At 58.2% G+C, this 23,301-nt stretch carries 27 protein-coding genes and 1 pseudogene; 14 read left to right on the top strand and 14 right to left on the bottom strand.

Annotated features, from left to right (window positions below):
* Positions 1-239: 239 nt before the first annotated feature.
* From ABOK31_RS31875 to ABOK31_RS31895, 5 genes are all read left to right on the top strand, one after another.
* Complete coding sequence (locus tag ABOK31_RS31875; protein WP_174173711.1) at positions 240-1,313, top strand: hypothetical protein; 1,074 nt, start codon at positions 240-242, stop codon at positions 1,311-1,313.
* Positions 1,314-1,340: 27 nt separating this feature from the next.
* The gene (gene csgH / locus ABOK31_RS31880; RefSeq protein WP_349961659.1) at positions 1,341-1,769 is read left to right on the top strand and encodes a curli-like amyloid fiber formation chaperone CsgH; all 429 of its coding nucleotides are present in this window, start codon (positions 1,341-1,343) and stop codon (positions 1,767-1,769) included.
* Complete coding sequence (locus ABOK31_RS31885) at positions 1,751-2,278, top strand: hypothetical protein (RefSeq protein ID WP_349961661.1); 528 nt, start codon at positions 1,751-1,753, stop codon at positions 2,276-2,278. Before csgH ends, ABOK31_RS31885 begins: the two co-directional genes overlap by 19 nt.
* A 40-nt stretch (positions 2,279-2,318) precedes the next feature.
* Positions 2,319-2,627: a curli assembly protein CsgF gene (locus ABOK31_RS31890; RefSeq protein WP_349961663.1), complete on the top strand. Its 309-nt coding sequence runs from the start codon at positions 2,319-2,321 to the stop codon at positions 2,625-2,627.
* A gap of 164 nt (positions 2,628-2,791) precedes the next feature.
* Positions 2,792-3,664 (top strand): CsgG/HfaB family protein, encoded by an 873-nt coding sequence (locus tag ABOK31_RS31895; protein ID WP_349961665.1) that lies wholly within the window; start codon positions 2,792-2,794, stop codon positions 3,662-3,664.
* Between the two features lie 17 nt (positions 3,665-3,681).
* Here the strand turns inward: ABOK31_RS31895 and ABOK31_RS31900 are convergent, their stop codons facing one another.
* Together ABOK31_RS31900 and ABOK31_RS31905 are read right to left on the bottom strand one after the other, a co-directional pair.
* Entirely contained in the window at positions 3,682-3,972 is a 291-nt protein-coding gene (locus ABOK31_RS31900; RefSeq protein ID WP_174173707.1) for a hypothetical protein, read from the bottom strand.
* Positions 3,973-4,167: 195 nt separating this feature from the next.
* Positions 4,168-4,509, bottom strand: coding sequence for a hypothetical protein (locus ABOK31_RS31905; protein WP_174173706.1), 342 nt, complete (start codon positions 4,507-4,509; stop codon positions 4,168-4,170).
* A gap of 283 nt (positions 4,510-4,792) precedes the next feature.
* Between ABOK31_RS31905 and ABOK31_RS31910 the strand changes: the two genes are divergently transcribed.
* On the top strand, positions 4,793-5,302 hold the full coding sequence (locus tag ABOK31_RS31910; RefSeq protein WP_174173705.1) for an invasion associated locus B family protein: 510 nt from the start codon (positions 4,793-4,795) through the stop codon (positions 5,300-5,302).
* Positions 5,303-5,519: 217 nt separating this feature from the next.
* Here ABOK31_RS31910 and ABOK31_RS31915 read toward each other — a convergent pair whose 3' ends face one another.
* A complete protein-coding gene (locus ABOK31_RS31915; RefSeq protein WP_349961667.1) occupies positions 5,520-6,422 on the bottom strand; it encodes an alanine--tRNA ligase-related protein in 903 nt (300 codons plus the stop codon).
* Between the two features lie 327 nt (positions 6,423-6,749).
* Between ABOK31_RS31915 and ABOK31_RS31920 the strand changes: the two genes are divergently transcribed.
* A complete protein-coding gene (locus tag ABOK31_RS31920; protein ID WP_349961669.1) occupies positions 6,750-7,370 on the top strand; it encodes a hypothetical protein in 621 nt (206 codons plus the stop codon).
* A 179-nt stretch (positions 7,371-7,549) separates the two neighbouring features.
* Here ABOK31_RS31920 and ABOK31_RS31925 read toward each other — a convergent pair whose 3' ends face one another.
* Entirely contained in the window at positions 7,550-8,449 is a 900-nt protein-coding gene (locus ABOK31_RS31925; RefSeq protein WP_349961671.1) for a DMT family transporter, read from the bottom strand.
* Between the two features lie 242 nt (positions 8,450-8,691).
* Here ABOK31_RS31925 and ABOK31_RS31930 point away from each other — a divergent pair, with 242 nt between their 5' ends.
* From ABOK31_RS31930 to ABOK31_RS31940, 3 genes are all read left to right on the top strand, one after another.
* Positions 8,692-9,420, top strand: a complete 729-nt coding sequence (locus tag ABOK31_RS31930; protein ID WP_349961673.1) for an MgtC/SapB family protein — start codon at positions 8,692-8,694, stop codon at positions 9,418-9,420.
* Positions 9,421-9,485: 65 nt separating this feature from the next.
* Complete coding sequence (locus tag ABOK31_RS31935) at positions 9,486-10,037, top strand: BON domain-containing protein (RefSeq protein WP_174173700.1); 552 nt, start codon at positions 9,486-9,488, stop codon at positions 10,035-10,037.
* A gap of 21 nt (positions 10,038-10,058) precedes the next feature.
* Positions 10,059-10,199, top strand: a complete 141-nt coding sequence (locus ABOK31_RS31940; protein WP_349962871.1) for a hypothetical protein — start codon at positions 10,059-10,061, stop codon at positions 10,197-10,199.
* A gap of 10 nt (positions 10,200-10,209) precedes the next feature.
* Here the strand turns inward: ABOK31_RS31940 and ABOK31_RS31945 are convergent, their stop codons facing one another.
* Positions 10,210-10,497, bottom strand: coding sequence for a hypothetical protein (locus ABOK31_RS31945; RefSeq protein WP_349961676.1), 288 nt, complete (start codon positions 10,495-10,497; stop codon positions 10,210-10,212).
* Between the two features lie 73 nt (positions 10,498-10,570).
* Positions 10,571-10,888, bottom strand: a pseudogene (locus tag ABOK31_RS31950) (hypothetical protein); the annotation flags it as partial.
* Positions 10,889-11,180: 292 nt separating this feature from the next.
* Between ABOK31_RS31950 and ABOK31_RS31955 the strand changes: the two are divergent.
* Positions 11,181-11,537 carry a hypothetical protein gene (locus ABOK31_RS31955; RefSeq protein ID WP_349961678.1) on the top strand — a complete coding sequence of 119 codons (357 nt, stop codon included), beginning with the start codon at positions 11,181-11,183 and terminating at the stop codon, positions 11,535-11,537.
* A gap of 113 nt (positions 11,538-11,650) precedes the next feature.
* Here the strand turns inward: ABOK31_RS31955 and ABOK31_RS31960 are convergent, their stop codons facing one another.
* A complete protein-coding gene (locus tag ABOK31_RS31960) occupies positions 11,651-11,908 on the bottom strand; it encodes a DUF2934 domain-containing protein (protein WP_174173695.1) in 258 nt (85 codons plus the stop codon).
* Positions 11,909-12,050: 142 nt separating this feature from the next.
* Here ABOK31_RS31960 and ABOK31_RS31965 point away from each other — a divergent pair, with 142 nt between their 5' ends.
* A complete protein-coding gene (locus ABOK31_RS31965) occupies positions 12,051-12,512 on the top strand; it encodes a YbhB/YbcL family Raf kinase inhibitor-like protein (RefSeq protein ID WP_349961680.1) in 462 nt (153 codons plus the stop codon).
* On the opposite strand, the gene ABOK31_RS31970 is transcribed toward ABOK31_RS31965, so the two are convergent.
* From ABOK31_RS31970 to ABOK31_RS31985, 4 genes are all read right to left on the bottom strand, one after another.
* The gene (locus ABOK31_RS31970; RefSeq protein ID WP_349961683.1) at positions 12,500-12,871 is read right to left on the bottom strand and encodes a hypothetical protein; all 372 of its coding nucleotides are present in this window, start codon (positions 12,869-12,871) and stop codon (positions 12,500-12,502) included. The genes ABOK31_RS31965 and ABOK31_RS31970 overlap by 13 nt on opposite strands.
* A complete protein-coding gene (locus tag ABOK31_RS31975) occupies positions 12,853-15,228 on the bottom strand; it encodes a phosphoketolase family protein (RefSeq protein ID WP_349961684.1) in 2,376 nt (791 codons plus the stop codon). The genes ABOK31_RS31970 and ABOK31_RS31975 overlap by 19 nt, the downstream gene beginning before the upstream one ends.
* 19 nt (positions 15,229-15,247) lie before the next feature.
* Positions 15,248-16,420: an acetate/propionate family kinase gene (locus ABOK31_RS31980; RefSeq protein WP_349961687.1), complete on the bottom strand. Its 1,173-nt coding sequence runs from the start codon at positions 16,418-16,420 to the stop codon at positions 15,248-15,250.
* Positions 16,421-16,525: 105 nt separating this feature from the next.
* Complete coding sequence (locus ABOK31_RS31985; protein ID WP_349961690.1) at positions 16,526-17,224, bottom strand: DUF4336 domain-containing protein; 699 nt, start codon at positions 17,222-17,224, stop codon at positions 16,526-16,528.
* A 61-nt stretch (positions 17,225-17,285) separates the two neighbouring features.
* Here ABOK31_RS31985 and ABOK31_RS31990 point away from each other — a divergent pair, with 61 nt between their 5' ends.
* Positions 17,286-17,864: a TetR/AcrR family transcriptional regulator gene (locus ABOK31_RS31990; RefSeq protein WP_349961692.1), complete on the top strand. Its 579-nt coding sequence runs from the start codon at positions 17,286-17,288 to the stop codon at positions 17,862-17,864.
* A gap of 36 nt (positions 17,865-17,900) precedes the next feature.
* Here the strand turns inward: ABOK31_RS31990 and ABOK31_RS31995 are convergent, their stop codons facing one another.
* Both ABOK31_RS31995 and ABOK31_RS32000 read right to left on the bottom strand, forming a co-directional pair.
* Positions 17,901-18,278 (bottom strand): hypothetical protein, encoded by a 378-nt coding sequence (locus tag ABOK31_RS31995; RefSeq protein WP_174173689.1) that lies wholly within the window; start codon positions 18,276-18,278, stop codon positions 17,901-17,903.
* Positions 18,279-18,475: 197 nt separating this feature from the next.
* The gene (locus ABOK31_RS32000) at positions 18,476-18,700 is read right to left on the bottom strand and encodes a hypothetical protein (protein ID WP_349961695.1); all 225 of its coding nucleotides are present in this window, start codon (positions 18,698-18,700) and stop codon (positions 18,476-18,478) included.
* A 422-nt stretch (positions 18,701-19,122) separates the two neighbouring features.
* Here ABOK31_RS32000 and ABOK31_RS32005 point away from each other — a divergent pair, with 422 nt between their 5' ends.
* Positions 19,123-20,763 (top strand): FAD-binding dehydrogenase, encoded by a 1,641-nt coding sequence (locus ABOK31_RS32005; RefSeq protein ID WP_349961697.1) that lies wholly within the window; start codon positions 19,123-19,125, stop codon positions 20,761-20,763.
* A gap of 770 nt (positions 20,764-21,533) precedes the next feature.
* Here the strand turns inward: ABOK31_RS32005 and ABOK31_RS32010 are convergent.
* Positions 21,534-23,267, bottom strand: a complete 1,734-nt coding sequence (locus ABOK31_RS32010) for a phospholipase D-like domain-containing protein (protein ID WP_349961700.1) — start codon at positions 23,265-23,267, stop codon at positions 21,534-21,536.
* Positions 23,268-23,301: the final 34 nt, after the last annotated feature.

The raw sequence follows: 23,301 nt of genomic DNA on the forward strand, positions 1-23,301 counted from the left end.
TTATCTAGCTTTCATATGGGTTAGAATGCCTAATCAAAGAAGAGTATAGCTCATACGCCATAGCGATACACATCTAATCATTTACTCATTTCGAGGTAGGCGATTTATATTTCACATAGTCCTGCGTTGCTGCCCTAGTCCGAACGGTTCTCTTGTTCGGCTCTCCATCGGCGGCCTATTAAAAGGCTCGAGGGCTGCGAATGGTCGCTTGCCCCATCATGGAGAACAGGGAGGATCACATGAGGACGATTGGAGCTCTCGCCATCTTGCTGGCAAGCACGTCTTTGACACTTGCCGGGCCCCCGTCGCCGCCAGCCGAAAATGAATCGTTTATCGGCCAGGTGGGTGCGTTCAACGGTGCTTTCGTCAGTCAGAACACTGGCAACAATGATGCTCTGACATTCCAGAATGGCGTCGGCAACTTCGCCGTCACCAATCAGGACAAGGCCAAGTCCAACACATCAGCCATCCTGCAGTTCGGTGATGGCAACGTCGCCTTCGCCGACCAGAAAGGCAAGACCAACGACCAGAGCACGTTCCAGGCCGGCGTCATGAATTTCGCCTCGACCCTGCAGCGGGACGGTGCGGACAACAACTCGACGATCGCCCAGTTCGGCTTCGGCAATTCCGCCTTCGCGGATCAGTCCAAGGGAGACAATTCCCAGAACACTTTGCAGGTCGGCGGCCTGAACTTCGCCTCGACGAACCAGACCGATGGCAAGCATGGCGGAAACGACTCCAGTACCATGCAGTTCGGCTGGGGTAACGGCGCCATAGTCGGCCAGGACGGCGGCGGTAACGATCAGACCACGCTGCAGGTCGGCGCCGGCAACTTTGCCGTCACCTCTCAGTTCGGTGTCATCGGCTTCAACGGCAATTCGTCGTCGACGACCCAGTTCGGTTGGGGCAACATATCCTTTGCCGATCAGGCGGGCGGCAACAACTCGCAAGACACGTTCCAGGCCGGCGCGCACAACTTCGCCATGACCGGCCAGTCGTCGTTCTTCGGCACGAACAAGGCGACCACCGCGCAGTTCGGTGTGGGCAACACCGCTCTGACATCCCAGATCGCCAATCCGCTCGGCTCCAACAATTCGATGATCGTGCAGGCCGGCTATCGCAATACCGCGATCGCTTCGCAATCGGGGCTGCAGACCGTATTCCCCGTCAGCGGCTCGAACCTTCAGGGAACCATCCAGATCGGTTCGGGAAACTATGCCGTTACCTCTCAGACCAGCTCGAGCGGGCTGACGAACACGTCGGTTACAGCGCAGTTCGGCTATCGCAACACGGCCGTTACCGTCCAGCACTGAGTGAGCCTATGGAGGAGGCGAAAGCAAATGTTCGCCTCCTCCTCCTTTAACCGGATTAAGCCAGTCATCTATGCTGGTAGCAATCGCAGACGATCAGCGTTTTCTTTATTTCTGCATTCCTTTCTCTTTTCGATGCTGCTGCTTCCGCGCATCGCTCCCGCCTCGCAGACCGGGATCGAGTGCCTGGTAACGGCAGATAAAAGGGAACCATTTCTTGTTGTACGGGCGATCGCAAGATCAGATGTACCAGTATCCGGGACATACAAGCTGGTTCTCATCAAGCATAATACGGAAGGTACGAGCCACAGCATTCAGCAAGGCAGTTTTGACTTGCAGCCAGGTTCGGACAATCTCCTTGCCACGACGATGATCGATGCTGGCGGTGATGCTGAACTGATTGCAAAGCTATTGATCGAAACCGATCGAGGTACGTCACAATGCGAATTACCGGAATGAAATGTCTGAAGAGTTCGAAGATATTATCAAGTGCGATTATCGCATTGAGCACTTCATTCTACGTGATGACGGCAGAATGCAGAGCCGAAACGGCCTATGTCGCTCAAATTCCGGTTAATGTGACCACACCGGTAACATTCAACGATGTTACCACTCAGCCACTACCGGAGAGGCGTCATCCATCGGTAAATTACGCCGGGACGGGCGCTATAAATGTGCCGGAAGCGAATGTTGGGTCACGCGGTAATAATATAGCGCAGACACTGCAGATTGGTATGCGTAATAGTGTGTATCAGCTCCAAGGCGGGTCAGGTAATATATCAACTGCAGGAATCATAGGAAATTACGGAAATATAAACGTACTGCAAGCCGGAAATAACCTTAGATCGAATGTCGTATTGCTGAATGGGGCGGGCTTGAATGTCAGTGTTCTTCAGCCTGCAGGTTCCGCACCGGTCAATGTGCTGATCGCACGCTTGCCGGGTGGTGGATTGCTTATCAAGCGCTGAGTGGGCGCGGCCATGTTTTCGGGCAACGGAGAAGATGCCAATGATGATATGTAGGGCGATCGCTGCAATCGGTCTGATTGCAGCAATGACAATGTCGGCTTCCGCCGGGCAGTTGGTCTATCAGCCGACCAATCCGACCTTTGGGGGCAATCCGCTGAATGGCACGTTCCTGCTGTCGACGGCGCAAACGCAGGGCGATGGCGTCAAATCCGGCCAGCAGCAGACACCGGATCTATCCGGTCTCAACAATGCGTTGGGCAACCTTGGAAATGTCAATCAAGGCACGGGTTCAACTGGAACATCTCCGGTCATCGTAATCCAGAGCGGCCAGGTGCCGGCTAATCCTTGAGCCAAATTGATTGCGTCATCGTTCGGTGTTGTTGGGAGCGATTTATTCGAGCGGCCATGTCACATGTTGGTTTTCCTGTTGCAGCCATTCTATGCGGGTTGGGTCTTACTGGCTGTGCTGCCGCGGGCAGCAGCCTTGACCCGATGAGTGCTCCGGCAACCCTCATGCCCGCCACAAAGTCGGGCGTGGCGTTGGAGAGCCTTCCGCCGCCCATACAAAAGCTTGATGTGGCAGTCTATTCGTTTCCTGACCTGACTGGGCAGAACAAACCCAATGAAAACTTCGCCGAATATTCCCGCGCTCTGACGCAAGGCGGCGCGCAGTTGTTGACTGATGTGCTGACCAAGGCCGGTAATGGCAACTGGTTCAGTGTCGTGGAACGCACGGACCTGCAATCGTTGCTGCAGGAACGGCAGATCATCCAGAACACGAGGTCGGCGGTTTACGGCGCCAAGGCTGGCGGCATCCCGCCGCTCCGGTTTGCCGGCGTGCTGCTCGATGGCGGTATCATAGGCTATGATTCCAATGAAACGACGGGCGGTATCGGTGCCAACTATCTCGGGATTGGCGGAAATACGCAGTATCGCAAGGACATTGTAACCGTATCCCTGCGGGCCGTCAGCGTCAGTACGGGGCGTGTGCTGGCCTCGGTCAGCACGACCAAGACGATCTATTCCGTCCAGCTGCAGGGATCGGCGTTCCGCTTCGTCGGCGTCGACCAGCTGCTCCAGATCGAGGGCGGCATTACACGAAATGCACCCACGACTTTGGGCGTCCAGGAAGGCATTCAGCTCGCAGTCTATTCACTGATCTTCGAAGGCGTGAGGAACGGGCTGTGGCAATTCAGGGATGCGGCCGCCGGCGCAGCATTCATGCGATATCTGGACGAGCATCAAAGAGCCATGACGTACAAGCTCGATGCCAACGGCCGGCCGATCGGCCCGGCGGTCACGGTTCCCGCCGCCAGCGCAGCGCAACCGGCCGTCGAGGCTGCGTCCCAGCCCATCCTGGTCAAGGACAAGCCGAAGAGCTCATGATCGTTGCCGACGCCAGATCATTTCTTCCGGCAGATTTCCGATTGTGCGTTGTCAGGCCCGCAGGTTACCGCCCCGTTCTGGTTGCTTGCATTCGAATTTGGTTTGGCGGGAGCCTTCGCGGTAGGTCCCTTTTCCAGGTTACCGTTCTTCCTCACCGGAATACGTCCTTTCACCTGGGGAATTTGAGTCTCTGAAAATCCGGCACGCCGGATGATGGGTTGGCTGCTTGCTAGAACATCTGCTGAGCCAAGCGTGCCGGCAAGAAGCAGGATAGTCGTAACAGCAATGATTTTCTTGGGATGCATCATGTCGATACTGCTCCTAAATCGCAATCTCGAGCCGCTATGGAATTGTCGGCTCCGAACATGCCGCTCTCGAAGTTTCAACTGGCCGAAAGCCCTTCGGTTCCATATTTGCTGCCGCTCTTATCGGCGGTCTCGCTCTGGCCGGGCGCACGAGGCGATCGCCCGGTGCATATCTCATTGTTCGCCGTCGAAACGCAGTCAGCGTGACACTGTCCCTGACCCGACAGTCGGCAAGTGGCCATCGGTCGGTGCGGGTGCGACCCGCTCGGTAACGCCATTGCCGACATTCGGAAAGATGCTGCTTACCAATCGGACTTTCGCCTGTGCTCGCGAAGCCTGCCTCTGCTTGTGCGGTGTCGCCCGGCGATTGGTCGGCGGCTGGTGCGCGGGCATGACGGATGTCTCCGGCAACTGTTCGACGAAGGCAGGATTTGCTTCCGCGGAGGGCGCTTGTTGCAGATAGCTTTCGTCGCATACGGCGCCATCGGTCAGCGCGAGCATGACGATCAGGGAGTAACCGGCAACGAGCTTCGATGTCATCGGAATCGGTTTCCTTGTGTGTTATTAAATATTATTCGCCTATATTTAATATATAAATTGAAAATTTATCGAATTTTTATCTGTTTAATAAAATTAAAATCACTATATATTCGACAATATTATCACTTTATTGTAGAATTGCAAATTAAATCGGGAGGAGATGATGAATTTATATTTGAGGCCATCCGTGTTTTGTGCGGCTTTCTTGCTCTGGGGAGCAGGTGTTTCCTCGACGCTAGGGGCCGATAATAGTCCAGGCGCGCCGCCATCGGGGTCTCAAAATGTGACGCCGGATGCCGGCAAGGTCGATCCATCCAAGGTCCCAGCGCCGGCTCCAGATGCATCCGCGCAGGCCACTCCGCAGATTACCGAACAGAAGTTCGATGCGTGGACATTGCAATGTTCGGCCGACAAAACGATGAAGCCGCGCTGCCAGATCGTCTATCGATTGACGTCACCGGATCAAAAGCAAGTATTCATGGTCATCAGCATGGCGCGTTCCGCGGACAAAAAGGTTGGCATGCAAATGGCTCTTCCACTCGGGTTTGCTATTCAGGGTGGTGTGAAGATTGGCTTCGGCAGCAAGTATTCGACGATGGCGAAGGTATCGCGCTGCACTACGCAAGGATGCCTGGTGGAGGGGCTGTGCCCACCCGAAATGCTTGCCGCCTTGATGAAGGAAAAGTCGGGAAAAGTCTCGATCCGGATGATGCAGGGAAACATGGCGGAGCTTCCGATTTCTCTGACCGGGTTCGGCGCCGCCTTCCAGGCAATGCAGGCAGATAGCGGGTGACGATTGAGGCGATCTGCCTTGCGTCATGACTTCGCCGGCGGCAAAGAGAGATCTTCCGATATCGTTGCTCATGGAGGCTTGGTGATCTCCGGAAATTCAGGATCGCTCCCGACTTCCCGTGGGTTTGGCAGGCTCCACGCCGCTTGCGCGTTTCCTGCAGAGCGGCGAAGGAGGCTGCTCGCACGATCTCCTTCGCCGCTTTTATCATCGGTCGAACCTACTTTGCATTCATCGCCTGCAGGTAGGCAATATCGATGCCGTGCGTGTCAAACCACCACTCCGGCGGCATGTCGGGATATTTTTCGCGAAGGCGCAAATATCTGGAGCGCAATCGCTCCTGACGCTCGACTTCCTGTTCGAAATAGGGATGGTCCAGCATTCCCCCCATCACATGGATACGACGCAGGAGCTTTCGCAAGACGTATCCTTGCTCCTTGTTTCCCGGTTCATAGCCGCTTTCCACGATCGTCGTGACGGTGTCGCACAGCGTGCCGAGCGCATTGGCGGGCAGGGTGCCGTTCAAGATCATGTCCAGGCGTTCGGCGCCGAAGCCGACGTCGATACAGGTCCCGAGCGGATTGACGATGTTCCCGATCTCGATGCTGTCCTTGTAGAACTCGGTGCAGTATCCGCTGATGCTGCCGTCGCTCCAGGTGCATTCGTCATCCGGGATGATGGGAATGCGGCCGCGATAGAACGGCGTCCATTCCTCGAGGCGATCCGGATGGATCGTGACATGATCGGGCATGAGGCCAAGGGTTCCGAGAAACTCGAGCCAGAAATCGATAGCGTCACCGACAGCCATCTCCCTGAACGAGAAAAGCCCCAGCATCGTGAAGTGAAGGAAATGCGTTCCGTCCCCGATCTCGTCGAGATCGCCCATTCTCAGGCAGGCCTGAGTATTGGCGACAGTACCAATATGGTAAGGGTCGGAGAAGAGGGGTTTGTACTGCTGCATCCCAGCGCTGCAGAAGAGCGTGGTATTATCATGCGGCCTTACGGAGTCTGTGCGTGTGAATTTGATGCCTTTGGAAAGGCAGAAGTCTCGGTATTGCTGGATCAGGCGTCCCGCGATGACATAGGCAACCTCCTTTGCTGTTCGTGTGCCTTCTCGAAACATAGCGAGAGGATGCGGGATCTGCAATGCGAAGATCCGAGTTTCACCTCGCTGGGCAGAAAAGGGCACGCTGCTTCAAGTCGTGGATCTTCTTCACCTTTGCTACATGCCTGTCTTGTTCGTGCTGTAGATCAGGCTCCGGTGCGCTGATGGCTATTTTGAACGGGAGCGGCGAGATTGCTTCATCGATCGGTTTGGTGTACGGCCTTGGCCCATAATGATCACAAGCGATCGCCGTAGTACGGTCGTTGCTTTCAGAGAATGCCAGCCTCTTATCAATGCTGATTGTCAATCACCTGCGCTCCATCGTCGAGCACACACTGAAACATCATGGTTAAACAGACAAAGCCCTTCATCATCGAAATCAAAACCTCCCGCCGCGCAAAAGCAAAACCGGTCGAATCGGCAAGATCGATCTGGGGGGAGCTTGCCGCCGATCTCAAGCAGACCCTGGCAATGGAGCAGGAAACACATGCAAGTCCGTCTGCGCAAGCGGATTGTGCTGAGCGGCCGGCGCCTGATTCCACAGCGGTGTTCGATCATGATGAAGCGACGGCTTCGCAGCCCGGGTTTCAGTTCCTTGAAAAATGGATTGCAAGGAAGGCGGAAAGGCCCAGGGCCGGCGCGCAGGGTGTGGTTGAGACGTTTCTTGCACGGCTTGACCAGCAAAAGATCTTGCTTGCGGAGTTCCAGTCGGATCCCGACGGTTTCAAGCGCTGGCGCTCGGCATGGTTTCGCAAGATAGCCGGTGGTTTCGGTGTAAGCGTCAGCCATGACCTGATCGATGCTGGCGGCGGTCTGCGATATGTCGTGGTCGATACGCTTGATGGCGTCTCTCAGTTTCTCGATGATCTCCGTCACCACGCGCAAACCGACCGGGATTTTCAGCGGGCTTTGGAAGCGAACCGCATGCAGCGTGCAGCCCGGCTGGCGGGCGGCAAAGCAGTGTGATGACTTTTCGGGACAGCTGTTGTCTCAAGTCGAAGGCCCGGAGTGCGGCGCGATCCGGCAGATCGGCTTCGGGCACTTAACGGCCTGATCTTCAGTATCGTTGCCATAAAGCAGCCGCGTGCTTTCGCGCGGCTGGCTTGCGGTTTTCGAGAGAGACCGGGCCACCTACGGGTAGCGTCTCAGTATTTCACGTTCTTACGGTGGGCACCCTCCATGCGACGCTCCCACAGGATGAGCAGGAAGCTTGAGGCGATGATGAGGAGGGCGCCGGCAAAGACATTGGTCGCCGGAACTTCGGCCCAGATCACGTAGCCGTACACGAAAGCCCAAACGAGGCCGCTATATTCGATGGGCGCCAGCGTCGAAGCAGGTGCGTAGCGGAAGCCTTCGTAGAGCAGAAATTGCCCAATGGTGGAGATGACGCCGAGGGTCAGCATCAGCGCCCAGCCGCTTGCATCCGGCGTCTTCCATGTCCATGGGAATGACAAGGCGCAGGCAATGCCGAATATCAGGCTCGTGGCATACATCTGGGTGAGCGTGGTCTCGCTTCGGCTGACAAGCCGGATCAGAATCGTGCTCCAAGCCCAGCAGAAGCCCGCGACGATGCACATGGCGGCGGGCAGGAGATTGGGCGAATGGCTTGGATTTGCCGCGATCGTCACGCCGATGAAGCCGCCTATGCAGGCGGTCCAGCGGCCCGCATGGACCTTCTCCTTGAGAACGAAGATCGATAGAACCATGACGATGATCGGCGCCGAGAAATAAAGCGTCGTCAGTTCCGCCAGCCCCAGATAGCGGGCCGCGTTGTAAAATAGCAGCCAGGCAAGCAGCATCAGCCCGGCGCGCAGGACGACCGTGCCGCGATAGGGGCTCTTAAAAATTGACGGATGGCGTCGATAATGGACGAGCACTCCTGCGACGAGCACGATGACCAGGCTGCGCATGAAGAGGATCTCCGGCACTTCATAGCTGGCGACCAGCCACTTCACCATCGCGTCCTGAAGCGAAAAGCAGGCATATCCTGCGCAGGCGAGTGCGATCCCGGCAATGGGTCCCTTCTCACGGCTTCCGGAAATCATATGGCCTCGCAGGGTATGTCGAATCGATATGGGCGCTTCCCATTGCAGGAAGCGGTTCGCGGCGCAATGCACGCGATCTCCTGGCTAGGCGCTTTCCCACGAACTGACAAGAGAGCCGGAAATTATCATGCTGCTTCTATTGTGCTTTTCGTGAGCAGTTCCAATAGAGGATGGAACGAAACGCCGTCTGCGATGTTCCCCAACTGAAAAATCCCGGTGGTGACACTTCCTGGGAGGACATCTTGCCTGACCTGAGCGATATCATGCGGATGGATGTAGACTGGCTGGATATTGTCGTCCGTCTGGTGCTGGTCACCGTCGCCGGGGGGCTGATCGGCATCAATCGAGAGATGGGCGGGCATGCGGCCGGGTTTCGCACGACGATCCTCGTCGGGCTTGCCGCGTGCCTGTCGATGATCCAGGCCAATCTCCTGCTGTCCACATTGGGCAAGACGCCACAGTCCTTTGCCTCGATGGATGTGCTGCGCTTTCCGCTCGGTGTGCTGACCGGCGTCGGCTTCATCGGTGGCGGTGCCATTCTCAAGCGCGGAGATCTCGTCAGCGGCGTAACCACGGCTGCGACCTTGTGGATCATGACGGCCATCGGCCTGTGTATCGGCGGCGGTCAACTCATTGTCGGCTCGGCCGGCGCCATTATTGCCTTTGTGGTGCTATCGCCGCTTAAGCGGTTCGACAGGCTGATCCCGCGCAGGCAGAAAGCGCGTATCGTGATAGAGCTGCCTTACGATGCCGGCGTTGGGATTACCGATATGCAAGCAGCGCTTGAACCGCCCGGATATGTCTTCTCCTTTATCGGCAAGGCGGCGGGTCCGACCGAGGCCGCTGCGCATATATCCTACGAGGTGCGATGGCGGCAGGCAGGGCCGGATGGCGGCGGCGCGCAACTGCTGACATCCCTGCAGGAGCATCACAGGGTCGTATCCTTCGAAATGCTGACAACTGGAACTTGATACAAGCCCATATCGGAACATTCCGGAGCGGTACAAGTTTGCCCTTATCAAAGAGGGAGAAGACGATGACCGAAACCAAGCAACAGACAATGGCAAAGAATTCTCCAGATCGCGGCGACATGCGCACTCTTCAGGCGCTTGATCAGGCTGCCGGTGGTTCGGGGGATATTGTGGCCGAGGAGGCGAAACAATATGCGTCGGCGGAAATCCGGCCTGAGCACGGTACCGATGATGCGCGCTGCGAGGATTCAGCCGAATGTGACCTGCAGCGCGAGCAAACGGCCGAAGAAATCTCTGTCAGGGTTTCCAATATCAGGACGGTTTCCGGATCAAGGGAAGCAGGTGATGGCACGATGCCTGAAGACTGGCCCGCGAATACCTCTTCGCTGACGCAGGAACGGACGGATGTGGAAATTCGCACGGAGATCGAAGGCAGGCTGAAGGCCGATCAATTGCTCAATGAGGCAAGCATCTTCGTCACCGTCAGTCGCGGGCGTGTCATTGTCGAAGGATCCGTTGAAAATCACGAGGCCAAGCAGCGCGCCGAGGCGATCTCCCGGCAAGCCAGCGGCATAGTCGGACATGACAGCAATCTTGCCGTGCGCAAATCCTCATAGCATCAGGACTTCGACATGCGAATGCTGCTGCTCGTCATTTTCGGCTTGATGATCGCATCCATCCTGGCGATTCTCGTCATCAAGCCGTTTACGTCGAGCGATGGTCGAGACTCTGGGGCCGTGACGCGCGGCCCCATAGAGCAGCCCGAACCAAAGCCATGAGAGATGGGCATTATTTGTCTGGCTGTTGGCCGTTCTGCTGTTCTTTTTGCTGATCGCCGGGCTTGATGACGGGCATGTTGCCGACCTGCGGCGCGGGCTTCTCCATCTTGCTGTCGCCAACGGCCGGCGGCTTCAGCACGCCGCCGCAGTCGGACAGTTTCTGACTGGGATTATCCGGCGTCGGCGACGCCTTTCCGTTTTCCGCCTGCTTGTTGTCGGTCTGCCGATTGGTGTCTTCCGCCTTGCATGGATCATTGTCCGGTTGCTGCTGCGCGAATACGAAATTCGATGACAGCACGGTCGCGACCGCCGCTATCAGCAGGAAGCGGCCGCATTTGGTCAGGCTCTGGCCGCTCGAACGGCACGGCCAATCAGACCTGGGTCGAGATGATGGTGTCGACGCCGATCGTTCCTTCGACGACACCGCGTTTACGATATTCCTTGCCATTGTGCACCTCTATGACGGTATAGAGTTTCTCGTTGCGAAAGACGCTTGCCATCCTCGTCGTCTTGTCTTCTGCGGGCGCGGCATCGATATCCATGAAATCCAGTTCCCTTTCGGCTGCCACGATACGGGCATCGCCCGCGGTGCGGGCGGCAACCAGGACCTCGCCATGCGATTTTGCATCCAGCCAGTTGGGGTCTTGGTCGGCTGCGATTGGGACCAGACGGTAAAGCTTCAAAGGCTCATCCATCTTCCATCTCCTTGAACGTTGGCTCCTTGAACGTTGGAAGGCTGCAGATCGGATGGATAGGAAGCTCGTCTGCCGTTTCGTTGGCTACGGAGAGAAAGCGGAAAAATCTCCATATTCTTCAGCCCCATCGCGTCCGCTTGGCACGATCTGTAACCTCATGAGGCTAACGTCGGGCTTTGCGCATTGTTCCGGTTCCATGCCAATCGCATGCGGTGCCCCTCTGTGGAACCATCTCCCGGCGTCACGGTTAGGCCCATATGGCATCCCCAACAAATGGAGGTTTGCAATGGCATTTCAGGAACCGAAGAACCCCTCGGAACAGAGGAAAACATTGTCCGCAACCGAGGCCCGGCAGGGAGTGCGCGGTACGCACCTGTTCGCCGTCCTGATCTCGGCGTTGGTTCTGGCGGCAATCGCATGGGCTGGTGTTGAGGTCTGGGGTCGTTATATCGAACCAAACAAACCGCAGAGCCCGGCGCCGACGATAAGCTCCTCCAGCGGGCAGCCGCAGGCAGGCACGATAGACAATACGCCGCCGGCAGGGCAATCGGCACAGCCCGCCCCGACCGATCGCACGGAAAACAATCAGCAGGGCACGAAGAGCACGCCGGCCCAACCAAATCGTGACGGAACGCAGAACTAGCAGGTCGGCTTTCGAAATTTCGGGGGGATCAAGATGTATTGCGGATATCCGTTCGTCTTGCAGAGGATCGGATATCGGAACGGAACAGCTCGGGAACTGCCGATGATTGGAAATTATCCGAGGCGCCCGTCGTCGGAGTGCGCGTTTTCCCTGGTTTCCCGAGCATCATCCTCGGATGGCCGTATTGCAGTCGTCCGTCGAAATCTTGCGAGCACTTCTTCGCCGTCGACGGATGCGCGCGTTCTCTCCATGATCTCGCGCTCCTTGGCGGCCTGGTCCCAGTGATGCTGACTGCGTCCCCAGGGACGGCCGGCCGCTTCCCAAATGGCGTAGGCCCGTTTGCTGATCCACTCGAACCGTTCATCCGTCATTTTTTCCTCCTTCGTGGACGCTCGAACAACTGCGGGTGAGCGCGAATGTTCCCTGTGGGGAACAATAATGATTCTGACGTGTTCCACCTTAGGTTCAGAACTTCACAGGCTCATGAATCCATGACAGCAAGAGGAGGATCGAATGGCTTTGACGTTGATCAGCAAGGCCTTTGCTGAGGATGCGCCGATACCGAGCAAACATGCGCTGGACGGGGAAAATGTATTCCCGCCGCTTGCCTGGGGTGGCGCCCCTGAAAAGACCCAAAGTTTCGCCTTGATCATCGAGGACCCGGATGCGCCGGGTGGCACGTTCCGCCATTGCGGCATCGCCAATATTCCGGCGGAGTGGAGCGGCCTGGTTGAAAACGTGGATACGATGCAGGAGCAGGCGCTGCGCTTTTATAAGAATGATTTCGGCAATGCCCGTTACGACGGTCCGCAGCCGCCGGACGGCGACCCTCCCCATCGTTATGTTTTCCGGCTCGCCGCCCTGAATGTGCCGAGGATGACGCTCCCTGAAGCCGTCGGAGCCGAAGCAATGTGGCAAAAGGTGAAGAAACATATGCTTGCAGAAGCAAGCCTTACCGGCACCTATCGGTCGTAAGCCATAATCTGCGAGCAGACATGATCGGCGGGTTTTGCCGCCGAGGGATGGTTGCGATGAGCAGAAGAGATCAAGGTGATCCAGACAAGCACGAGCCTCGGACATTTTCCGCCGATGATGTCCGCCAAGGCGAAATCATTCTCAAGCGACGGTGGCAGCGTCTGACATTTATCGTCGGGCTTGCCGCCGCCGTGCTCGTGATCCTGCTGGTACGCTTCGCTGGCTAGGCGCAGGAAATTGAGCACCCGATCATGTCTGGAAGGCAAAATTGTAATTGGTCGCCGCCGGTGCGGCGATTTCGCATGGTTTCTTCGATCGCGCATGATGGGCGTGACTGCGCCTATCGCTTCCAGCGCCAATCCCTGATTTCAGGCATGTCTTCGCCGTGCCGCCGGACGTAGTCGTGATGTTTGACGAGCTTTGCTTTCAGGCCGTTGACGACGTCGGGCACTTTGTCCGCCAGGCCCGGAACCCGGTCGATTGCTTCAAGGGCGAGATGATAGCGGTCCAGCTCGTTCAGCACGGTCATGTCGAACGGCGTGGTCGTCGTGCCTTCCTCGATAAAGCCGCGCACATGGATGTTGTCGTGATTGGTCCTCCTGTAGGTCAGCCGGTGGATCAGGTAAGGATAGCCATGATAGGCGAAGATCACCGGCTTGTCCGCAGTGAAGATCTGATCGAAGGCCTGATGATCGAGGCCATGCGGATGCTGCTCCGGATCCTGCAGAGCCAAAAGATCGACCACATTGACCGTGCGAATCTTGAGATCGGGGATCGCCTCATGCAGCAGCATGACGGCGGCGAGCGTCTCCATGGTCGGGACGTCGCCCGCACAAGCCATCACGACGTCAGGGGCGATCGTGTTGTCCTCGTAGCTCGCCCAGTCCCAGATGCCGGCGCCGGCTTTACAATGGGCGGTCGCCTCATCCATGCTCAGCCATTGCGATTCCGGCTGCTTGCCGGCAACGATGACGTTGACCCGGTCATAGGTTCTGAGGCAGTGATCGCCGACCCATAACAGCGTATTGGCATCCGGCGGCAGATAGATACGCACGATGTCGGCCTTCTTGTTGGCAACGAGATCGACGAAGCCGGGGTCTTGATGGGAAAAGCCGTTATGATCCTGGCGCCAGACATGCGACGTCAAAAGATAGTTCAGCGATGAGATCGGCTTGCGCCACGGCAATTCGCGCGAAACCTTCAGCCATTTGGCATGCTGGTTGAACATGGAATCGACGATGTGGATGAAAGCCTCATAGCATGAGAACAACCCGTGCCGGCCGGTAAGCAGATAGCCTTCCAGCCAGCCCTGGCATAAATGCTCGCTCAGGACTTCCATTACCCGGCCATCCGGGGCCAGATGGACGTCATAATCCTCGATCGCCTCCATCCAGACCCGATCGGTGGCTTCGAAGACGCTGCCGAGCCGGTTCGATTCCGTCTCGTCGGGACCGAAGATGCGGAAATTCTGCTCGGGATTATTGAGCTTCAGCGTGTCGCACAAATAGTGCCCAAGGATTTCCGTGGATTGCACCTGCTTGCTGCCGCGCTCGCCGATCTCTATGGCGTAATCCTCGATGGGGGGAACCAGAAGCTCCTTGCGCAGCACGCCGCCATTGGCGTGGGGATTGGCGCCCATGCGCCTTTTGCCGTGCGGTGCCAACGCCTGCAGCTCGGCCTTCAGCCGCCCGTTATGATCGAAAAGGTCGTCCGGATCGTAACTGCGCATCCAGTCTTCCAGGATCTTGCGATGACCCTCGTCGCCGCGGCAATTGGCGACCGGCACCTGATGTGCCCGCCAGAAGCCTTCGACCTTCTTGCCATCGACTTGCCTGGGGCCGGTCCAGCCTTTCGGGCTCCGCAGCACGATCATTGGCCAGCGCGGCATGCCTTCGGACGAGGTCTTTTCGCGCGCGTTTCCTTGTATGTCGCGGATGCGGTCGAACACCCCGTCAAACGCGGCGGCCATTGCCTGATGCATGGCGGATGGTTCATGTCCCTCGACGAAGAAGGGTTCGTAGCCATAGCCCCAAAACAGCTTGCGGAGATCGTCGTCGCTTTCCCGGCCAAGAATCGTCGGGTTGGCGATCTTGTAGCCGTTGAGGTGGAGGATCGGCAGTACCGCGCCATCGCGCGCCGGATTGAGGAACTTGTTGGAGTGCCAGCTCGCCGCCAGAGGTCCGGTCTCGGCCTCGCCATCGCCGACGACGCAGGCAACAATCAGATCGGGGTTGTCGAAGGCGGCGCCATAGGCATGCACGAGCGCATAGCCGAGCTCGCCGCCCTCATGGATGGAGCCGGGTGTCTCCGGTGCGGCATGGCTCGGAATGCCTCCGGGGAAGGAAAATTGCTTGAACAGCCTTTGCATCCCCTCCGTTGTCTCGGAGATATCTGGATAGATTTCGCTATAGGTGCCTTCGAGATAGGTATTGGCGACCATGCCGGGGCCGCCATGTCCGGGGCCGCATATGTAGATGAGGTCGAGGTCGCGCGCCTTGATGATGCGGTTGAGATGCGCGTAGATGAAGTTCAGACCCGGCGTCGTGCCCCAGTGGCCAAGCAGTCTCGGTTTGATATGCTCCGGTTTCAGCGGTTCACGCAGCAGCGGATTGTCCATCAGATAGATTTGGCCGACCGACAGATAATTGGCCGCCTTCCAGTAGCGGTCGATCAGTACGAGCTCTTCGGGTGAAGGCGGTGTGCTAACGGCATTCATCTGCGTCTCCTCGTTTTCGTCAAGCGATGAGGGCAACGGCCTCGTCGGCGATCACCCGTTCCTCGTCGGTCGGGATCACGAACAGCTTCACGCGGCTGGAGGCCGCGTCGATTGCGATCGCGTTGCGCATGTTCGCGCCTTCATCGATCTCAATACCCAACCATTGCAACCTTTGTGCAACGCGGGTCCTGATCTGCGGCTGGTTTTCACCGATGCCGGCGGTAAAGATGATGGCGTCGAGGCCGCCGATCGTGACGCTTAGCCGCCCGATCTCGCCTGATATGCGCAGGCAGAGCAGATCTATAGCTTCTGCCGCTTCCGGGCTCTCGTCATCGAGCAGAACCCGCGTGTCGCCGCTGATGCCTGAAACGCCGAGCAGGCCGCATTCATGGTACAGGAAGTCCTCGATCCGTTCGGCCTGCCGCATCCCTGTCCTCATAAGGTAGAGCAGGGCACCCGGATCCAGCCAGCCGGGGCGCGTTGCCATCGGAATGCCGTCCAGTGCCGAAAATCCCATGCTCGTGTCGCGGCTGATACCGTTTTCCATCGCGCAGAGGCTGGCGCCACTGCCGAGATGGCAGGCCACGACCCTGCCTCTTGCAGCTTCGGGATCGATCTTTCGAAGCTGCGAGGCGATATATTTATAGGAAAGCCCATGAAAGCCGTAGCGGCGTATGCCGTCGTCATGCATGGCGCGCGGAATTGCCAGCCGCCGCACCAGGTCGGCTTGCGATGCATGAAAGGCCGTGTCGAAGGAGGCGGTCTGCAGGACGTCGGGCCGCAGCGCTGCCATCGATCGGATGGCACGCAGTGCCTGGGGTTGGTGCAGGGGAGCAAGGGGCACGAGCGTCTCGATCCGCTCGATGGCAGCGTCGTCCAGCAGGGTTGCCTCCGGAAACGTCAGGCCACCATGGACGACGCGGTGAGCGACCGCGAGGAGCCTGCCGGGAAGGTGAGCCAGCATATGATCCAGCGTTTCGGAGATGACGGAGACGAACTGTGCACCGTTGTCGCCCCTGATCGCCTTCTCGTATCTATCCGGGCCGATGGAATAGCGAAGCATCAGTGGGCTCTGATCGAAATCGATCTTGCCGCGGCCGACATTCCTTGGCCCCTCGGTCGCCAGTTCGAAGACCCCGATTTTCAAGGTCGAGGAGCCGGCGTTGAATGTCAGCAAGACATCGTCGGACATGTCAGCCTCGAATGAAGAGTGTCGACTACCGCAAGTTAGTGCGTTCGCCTGCGGAAGCAACTATGCAGACGGTCGCAGGCGGCTCTTTCTCGCCAAATGAGGCCGTCATTCACCGGCAAGCCAGCGAAATGCGCGCCGAAGAAACACCTGACCATTCGCGGTGATCGGGGTCCCGTGCGCCATCAGAACCTTTTTCGCGGGCCAGGCCAGAATATGGTCGAGCGCCGCGCGAGCGACCTGACGATGGGTAAAAGCCACACGAAATTTGCGGGGCACGGAGGGTTCTGGCGCCACCATGAGATCGAGCCGGGCGACGAGGCCCCGCCATCCCCTGAACCAATCCCGCGGAAATTGTTGGAGGAGATCGGCAAAGATCGCCGTCTCGCTGCGGTAGTGAAAGAGGACGGCTTCCGTCGTTATCCTGTTTCCCTCGACGATGGCGATATCGATCTCTCCCGTCCAGGCGGAGATCGGCGTGTCACGGCGAAGGTCCTCATCAAAAGCGATATCCCTGCGCTTTTCCCGCAGGCCGGGCGGTGCATAGATTTTCGCCTCCGGAAAAGCTTCCCGCCATTCGGCAAGCCATGTGTGATGCAGCGAGTTCGGCGGCACGAGGTGTCGCACGACGCCCAGCGCTTCGATCGCGAAGCGAAGGTCGCTCGAGAGCCTCACCGGCGACCAGAGGACCAGATCGTGGTTGCGCAGTCGGATGACGGCCATGCGCGTGGGATAGTGAAATCCCGCTGCGGCCGTCACGACCGGGCCATCGGCAGTCCAGATATCGGGGCCGAATTCCTTCAACATGACAGCATCCGATTTTATTTACACTCGTGTAAAATTACACTAATGTATAAAAATGACAATCATGAAGCGCAGGGAACGATCGAGGAAACTCATCCTTGATGCCGCGGGCGCGGCTTTCAGGGAACTTGGATTCGCGGAGACCTCGATTGAGGAAATAGCTGGCCGTGCCGGCCTGACGCGCAAGACAGTCTACAATCTTTTTCGCTCGAAAGAGGACATTGCGCTCTGCCTGATCGCACTGGTCGAAGCGCAGGATGCCGGCTATCGCGTGAGAATGGCGGCAAACGAGAATGTCCTGTCCCTGCTCGAACTGGTGCTTCTCGACAGCGCAGGCTGGTGCCTTGCCAATCCGTCGCTTGCAAGGCTTGCTCTCAGTCCCGCCGTCCGGCCATCGCTCGACCCGCCGTCCGGTCGGCCTTCGTTCCAGGGGCTTGTGAGGGACATTCTGGCTCTTGGCCAGCGGCAAGGGATCATTCGCAAGGACGAGGATCTCAATTTCATGACCCTTGTCTTGCTCGGGGTTTTTGGGCAATCCATGCTGACGGCACTGTCGACGGGATCGTTCAGCGGGCAGGAAATCAGGCGCATTGTCCGCATCCTTGTCGAAGGCATCGGCTCGGCCGCGCAGCCCATAAGTTGACGGCCCTCACGAGGCTCGCCACACGTCCGCGTGGCGTCAAACTTCCATCACGTCTTCGAACGCTTCGGGAAAGCTTTCGCGCGCCAGTTTCTCGTTGATGACGAGCATGGCTTCATAGGAGACCGGATCGAAATCCTTGTCGGCCGGCAGGACCTCGCGCTCAAAAAGCAGGTTCAGGCGTGCGGCGTCGAGATTGCCGCGCTCGAAGGGTTCGGGTCCGAAATAGTGCCAGAGCGCGTGCAGGAATGCGGCGTCGATCCGGTGTTCCTGCGTTCCCGGCCGCGCGCGGCGCGGCAGCTTTTTGATCGGCGTCACGCCTTTCGGGTTCGCGCGGCGAATGGTGAATTGGACGCCGGTTCCCGGCATGCCGGAAGGAAAGCCGCGATGTTTCGTCATGTCGGGAAGCTTGCCCATGGCTGCTGCTCCTCTCTCGTTAAGCAATCGAATGGCCTCTTCCGATGTCAGGCAAGCCGATGCGATGGAGAAGGCCGTGGGGATGCACCTTGTCGTGATTTCCTTCTTCCAGTCAATTGCGAGCCCAGGTTTTTGCGCTCCGCCGAAAGGATGTCACACAGGCTCGATAGCGGGAGGCAATCGACCCCAGGGCAAAACTATCGCTCGTGCATGAACGGAGCGATTCCGGGAGCAGAGCCATGCACGGAAAAGTTCAATTCCACATCAAGCAAGTGATAGATGAGTGCGGCCAGTGCGACAAAAAAGACAGCGCCTAGAATGAAACGAAGGAATATCGGCCAAAGATAAGCGCTGATGATCGGCGCGAGGCGGGCTAACAGCGCAAACCAATCGACAAGCGTGGGTATCTTGCGTTTATACATGATGCTTTCCCTACGAGACTTGGCACTGTCGTTTGGCATTGCCCGTCTCCGCTCGGAGCCCGATGCCTGCTGAAGGCTCTTTCGCGGTGACAGCGGCTGCCTCATTGGAAAACGGGCGACTGGTCGCCTGTCGGCATCGGAAGACAATATGAATATGGTGCAGGTTTCGTGGATATGGGATGCAGGCTTGGTGGATGCCGCCGTTCGATCCATTGCGATGCCGGCTATCTAATCGTGTTGGACGCTGTTCGGGCGCCGTTGCGTCCAGTGCGCAGCCCGAATGCGCTGCAACGGAAAGCGGTATTGAAGAGAAGCATGAAGTCGTCGAACGATAGACCCCTGACGCTCATCAGATCCGTTTTACTTTTACGTAAGCTTCACTAAACTTCCAGGTGAGTACGCTATTCGCCGGGGGAGAACAAATGAGCAGTCGTGCAGATGTCGTCATCGTCGGAGCAGGCTTGTCCGGTCTTGTTGCCGCCTGCGAGCTGATAGAGCGCGGGAAACGGGTGATCGTTGTCGATCAGGAGCCGCGGGCAAGTCTTGGTGGTCAGGCCTTCTGGTCTCTTGGTGGGCTGTTCATGATCGATACGCCCGAACAGCGGCGGATGCGAATTCGCGACAGTCTCGATCTCGCCCGTCAGGATTGGCTGGGCGCTGCCGCCTTCGACAGGCTTGAGGACTTCTGGCCACGTGCCTGGGCGGATGCCTATCTCAATTTTGCCGCCGGCGAGATGCGCAGCTGGCTGCACGGGCTCGGCATGCGCTGGTTTCCCGTCGTCGGCTGGGCTGAGCGTGGCGGAGGCCTTGCCGACGGGCATGGCAATTCGGTGCCGCGCTTCCATCTCACCTGGGGCACGGGTCCCGGCGTTCTCGATCCATTCCTAAAGCGGATTCTGGCGGCAGAGAAGCAAGGCAAGGTCGAGCTGTTGTTCCGTCGGCGGGTGACGCGGCTGATCGGTGATCACAATGGCATAACCGGCGTGGAAGGTGAGATCCTGGCTGAGGATGGTATCCCCCGTGGTCGGCAGTCGAGCCGTGATGTCGTGGGGGACTTCCGCATCGAGGGTGCCGTTATCGTGGCGAGCGGCGGCATCGGCGGCAATCCAGAACTGGTTCGCCGCGCCTGGCCCGTCGACCGTCTTGGCACGCCCCCGGAGCGGATGCTGAGCGGCGTGCCCCATCATGTGGACGGCTTGATGATCGGTCATGCCGAGGCAGCCGGCGCGCGGCCGATTAATGGCGACAGGATGTGGCACTATACCGAAGGCATTGCCAACTGGGACCCGATCTGGCCGAACCATGGTATTCGCATTTTGCCAGGTCCGTCTTCGCTCTGGTTCGACGCCAATGGCAATCGCATGCCGGCACCTTGCCTGCCGGGCTTCGACAGCCTTGCGACGCTGCAGCACATCTGCAAGCTCGGCCATGGTTACAGCTGGTTCGTGACCACGCAGAAGATCGTCAAGAAGGAGTTTGCTCTTTCGGGCTCCGAGCAGAATCCGGATCTTACGGGACGCGATATCGGGCTCCTTCTGCGCAGCCGTCTTGGCCGGTCGGCTCCCCCGCCGGTGGAAGCCTTCAAGGCGAAGGGCAAGGATTTCATCGTTGCCGAAACGTTGGAAGAGCTGGTCGCCGGCATGAACCGTATCGGCGACCACCCGCTCGATTTTGGCCATCTGCGCACCCAGATCGAAGCCCGCGATCGCGAGTTGGATAATCCCTTTGCCAAGGATGCCCAGATCGTCGCGTTGAGACAGGCGCGCGGATATCTCGGTGATCGCTTCATGCGCACGGCCCCACCGCATCGCATATTGGATGTAAAGGCCGGCCCATTGATTGCCGTGCGCCTCAATATTCTCACTCGCAAATCTCTGGGCGGGCTTGAAACCGATCTGAATAGCCAGGCGCTTGGGCAGAGCGGCGTGCTCATACCGGGATTATATGCCTGCGGCGAGGCGGCAGGCTTTGGTGGCGGTGGATATCACGGCTACAATGCGCTGGAGGGCACGTTCCTGGGAGGATGCATTTTCTCCGGCCGCAAAGCGGGACGGGCGGCATGAACCGGTCGAAATGGACGCTCTTCTCAGAGAGGGTGTCCGACGACACTGCGAGGGCATGCAGTCTCGTCGGACGCTGCAATCGCCGGCTCGGGGGTGGCATCCAAGCCGGTAGAGTAAGTCATAGCATCTACCAGAGGTTTATTTAACCTACCCGAATGGACGGCTGGAAACTCGGGCAGCGAGCGAGAGCCAGCGGCGTGTTTGCGCAAAGAGTAACTGTCGCTCGTCTATTGGCGTTATCTAAGCAAATGCGGCGGGATTATTCATGTCCGGCAGTCGACTTGCGAAGGTTCGCTAGGAGCTACTTTTCGCCAGTGGCGCGAACGCAGAAGGTATAGAAGGATTCTCGATCTTTCGAAATAGCCAGGCGTTGCGGGCGAGCTGCCATCGTGTAGGGAAGCCTGGCGGAACTCGCTACCGAAGCGGAGCGGCGCGGCATTGCCGGCAATCTCATGTCCTGCAATAAGCTGCCGTTCGGGTATGCGACGAAGCACGCCTGCAAGCGGCCCGTGATATTGCGCGACCATTTCGTCCGACCGGTCCCTATGGGTTTTGACGATGACGAAAGCCCACTCCGTAAGCGCCAAAGCGCCGACACAGAGAAGCGTGGGAAGGATGCAGCGAAGCAACATTTGGGAATCCAGATTGTTGCCAAGCCACTAGAAGTCGAAGATTGCGTCGGCATTACAAATGCCTGAGCAAGTCGAACCATGCCCGCAGGGAGGATCGCAGTGGGTTCGCTGCGATCCGGGGTTGATGCGCGTCAGGTGTCAGGCATTGTCATTTTTGCCGAACCAGAAGTCGAGCTCGCGTATGCGGCGTTTGTCATAGGGTTGGTCGGGCGATTTGATCTGCCAGTTGTCATCATCGGCAAGACCGGTCCACTTGGGCGCGCCGCCCTGTTTCTGAACGGATTGCCGCCAGCGATACTGGGCATAGATTTCCATGATCTTGCCGGCATATTGGCTGGCAAGATCGCCGTTGCCGGTGATGATCACCAGGTTTTCGTCGTTCACGCCGCTCGCCTTCGGACCCATATTGTGGGAGCCGGTCATCACGACGGGATTGGGACCATACGGATCGATGATGACCACTTTGCTGTGGACCATGGCGTGGGCAGTCGGCAGCTTCAGGACTTCCTTCTGCCAATAGGCAAAACGGCCGGGGATTGCTGCGGGCAGGACGACATCGGCGTTGGCATCGATCCGTTCGCCTCTGTTGAACAGCACGACAGGGTTCTTTGCCGTGCCGGGGTTCTGGTTGACCACGCCCTGGATGTAGAGATCGGGCTTGAACGACGGGCTCGACGGAGAGGCAAGCTCGATGATGTCGTTGAGAAGCGTACCGCGAGGCCCTGGATTGAACATGGCGAACAGGATGCCCTGTTGGGCGCCGCGGATCAGCTCGCCTGCCTGTTCGAGATCGAGCCCCTCACGCATCGGCGTGAACCAGACCGTCGTATTTTTGGCTTTCGATGTCGTCCTGGGTTCGGCATTGCTCTGGTAGAGAGCAGGCGGGGAATCATTGCCATCGGAGGCAAGCGTCTTCCACTGGTCAAGGTAGAATTCCGCCACGGCCGGGTTGTCGATCAGGAGCGCATTGTTGGCCTGGGTGCAAAGGCCGGTCATCGTCCAGTTCGTGCTGCCGGTCCACACGGCTTGAGGCGCCTTGTCTGCATCGCAGATGACCAGGAATTTATTGTGCGCCAGTGCCCGCGGCGCGCTCATGCGATCCTTGACATCGCAGGAAGACAGCGCGGATCGGGCATCCTCGTTTTCGTCCTCGCCCTTTTTCTTCACGCTGCCATTGCCAAGCACGATATGGGCACGCTTCTTGAAGCCCTGCAGCAGAGGTATCAATTCGGGATCGTCCAGCTCGAACAGGGCGGCATAGATATGGCCGCTATTCGATCGCGCATCGTTCAAGAGCGATACCAGCTTGTCGCGGATCGGCCCCGCGAGAAAGCGGCGGATCGGATCTTCCGGGTTGGCGATCGCCTTCTTGAGTTTGGTGGTTGGAGCCTCTTCGGGCAGCACGCGTGCCAGCCATTGGCTGGCAACGATGCCTCGATTGAAATAGCAGCTGACATGGCCGCTGGTTTCTGCCCCGATCTGCAGGGCATCGCTCCAGTCCGATACGTGATCGGCCGATTCCTGCAGCGCCGTCTCAGGCCCGGTCATGGCGGAGACCCTGTAGGCGACGACATCGCCGGGATTGACGGCGAAATCGGACCAGAGATATTTCTGGATCGGCCATTCCGTCGTCGGCTTGCGCGTGCCTTCTTCGACGGCCGGCCCATCGGCGAAGCCGACCCAACTGGCAACGATCTCCTCATGAAAGCCGTCGGCGTCGACATCGGAGACCGTATTCGGGCTTTGCGGGCTTCCAGCCGCGCGCTTGATCTTCCGTCGCAAGGCAAAACCACGGCACTGGTCGATAAAGTCGCTGCGCCAGGCAATAAGAGCACTATCGACACCGGGATGCACGATCAGACTTATGTTCATTGTACCTCTCCCTGGATGGTTGCTTCAGTTTCTG

Origin of the sequence: Rhizobium sp. ZPR4 (genome assembly GCF_040215725.1) — a bacterium.
GTDB lineage: Bacteria > Pseudomonadota > Alphaproteobacteria > Rhizobiales > Rhizobiaceae > Rhizobium > Rhizobium rhizogenes_D.

What these genes read in the sequence shown, in the direction of transcription:
- ABOK31_RS31975 (WP_349961684.1), bottom strand. Translation starts at nt 15,228, where the DNA reads ATGAATGCCGTTAGCACACCGCCTTCACCCGAAGAGCTCGTACTGATC.
- ABOK31_RS31995 (WP_174173689.1), bottom strand. Translation starts at nt 18,278, where the DNA reads ATGGGCAAGCTTCCCGACATGACGAAACATCGCGGCTTTCCTTCCGGC.
- ABOK31_RS31985 (WP_349961690.1), bottom strand. Translation starts at nt 17,224, where the DNA reads ATGTTGAAGGAATTCGGCCCCGATATCTGGACTGCCGATGGCCCGGTC.
- ABOK31_RS31915 (WP_349961667.1), bottom strand. Translation starts at nt 6,422, where the DNA reads ATGTTTCGAGAAGGCACACGAACAGCAAAGGAGGTTGCCTATGTCATC.
- ABOK31_RS31920 (WP_349961669.1), top strand. Translation starts at nt 6,750, where the DNA reads ATGGTTAAACAGACAAAGCCCTTCATCATCGAAATCAAAACCTCCCGC.
- ABOK31_RS31955 (WP_349961678.1), top strand. Translation starts at nt 11,181, where the DNA reads ATGGCATTTCAGGAACCGAAGAACCCCTCGGAACAGAGGAAAACATTG.
- ABOK31_RS31925 (WP_349961671.1), bottom strand. Translation starts at nt 8,449, where the DNA reads ATGATTTCCGGAAGCCGTGAGAAGGGACCCATTGCCGGGATCGCACTC.
- ABOK31_RS31990 (WP_349961692.1), top strand. Translation starts at nt 17,286, where the DNA reads ATGAAGCGCAGGGAACGATCGAGGAAACTCATCCTTGATGCCGCGGGC.
- ABOK31_RS31885 (WP_349961661.1), top strand. Translation starts at nt 1,751, where the DNA reads ATGCGAATTACCGGAATGAAATGTCTGAAGAGTTCGAAGATATTATCA.
- ABOK31_RS31935 (WP_174173700.1), top strand. Translation starts at nt 9,486, where the DNA reads ATGACCGAAACCAAGCAACAGACAATGGCAAAGAATTCTCCAGATCGC.
- ABOK31_RS31965 (WP_349961680.1), top strand. Translation starts at nt 12,051, where the DNA reads ATGGCTTTGACGTTGATCAGCAAGGCCTTTGCTGAGGATGCGCCGATA.
- ABOK31_RS31905 (WP_174173706.1), bottom strand. Translation starts at nt 4,509, where the DNA reads ATGACATCGAAGCTCGTTGCCGGTTACTCCCTGATCGTCATGCTCGCG.
- ABOK31_RS31895 (WP_349961665.1), top strand. Translation starts at nt 2,792, where the DNA reads ATGCCCGCCACAAAGTCGGGCGTGGCGTTGGAGAGCCTTCCGCCGCCC.
- ABOK31_RS32005 (WP_349961697.1), top strand. Translation starts at nt 19,123, where the DNA reads ATGAGCAGTCGTGCAGATGTCGTCATCGTCGGAGCAGGCTTGTCCGGT.
- ABOK31_RS31940 (WP_349962871.1), top strand. Translation starts at nt 10,059, where the DNA reads ATGCTGCTGCTCGTCATTTTCGGCTTGATGATCGCATCCATCCTGGCG.
- ABOK31_RS31980 (WP_349961687.1), bottom strand. Translation starts at nt 16,420, where the DNA reads ATGTCCGACGATGTCTTGCTGACATTCAACGCCGGCTCCTCGACCTTG.
- ABOK31_RS32010 (WP_349961700.1), bottom strand. Translation starts at nt 23,267, where the DNA reads ATGAACATAAGTCTGATCGTGCATCCCGGTGTCGATAGTGCTCTTATT.
- csgH (WP_349961659.1), top strand. Translation starts at nt 1,341, where the DNA reads ATGTTCGCCTCCTCCTCCTTTAACCGGATTAAGCCAGTCATCTATGCT.
- ABOK31_RS31890 (WP_349961663.1), top strand. Translation starts at nt 2,319, where the DNA reads ATGATGATATGTAGGGCGATCGCTGCAATCGGTCTGATTGCAGCAATG.
- ABOK31_RS31900 (WP_174173707.1), bottom strand. Translation starts at nt 3,972, where the DNA reads ATGATGCATCCCAAGAAAATCATTGCTGTTACGACTATCCTGCTTCTT.
- ABOK31_RS31875 (WP_174173711.1), top strand. Translation starts at nt 240, where the DNA reads ATGAGGACGATTGGAGCTCTCGCCATCTTGCTGGCAAGCACGTCTTTG.
- ABOK31_RS32000 (WP_349961695.1), bottom strand. Translation starts at nt 18,700, where the DNA reads ATGTATAAACGCAAGATACCCACGCTTGTCGATTGGTTTGCGCTGTTA.
- ABOK31_RS31960 (WP_174173695.1), bottom strand. Translation starts at nt 11,908, where the DNA reads ATGACGGATGAACGGTTCGAGTGGATCAGCAAACGGGCCTACGCCATT.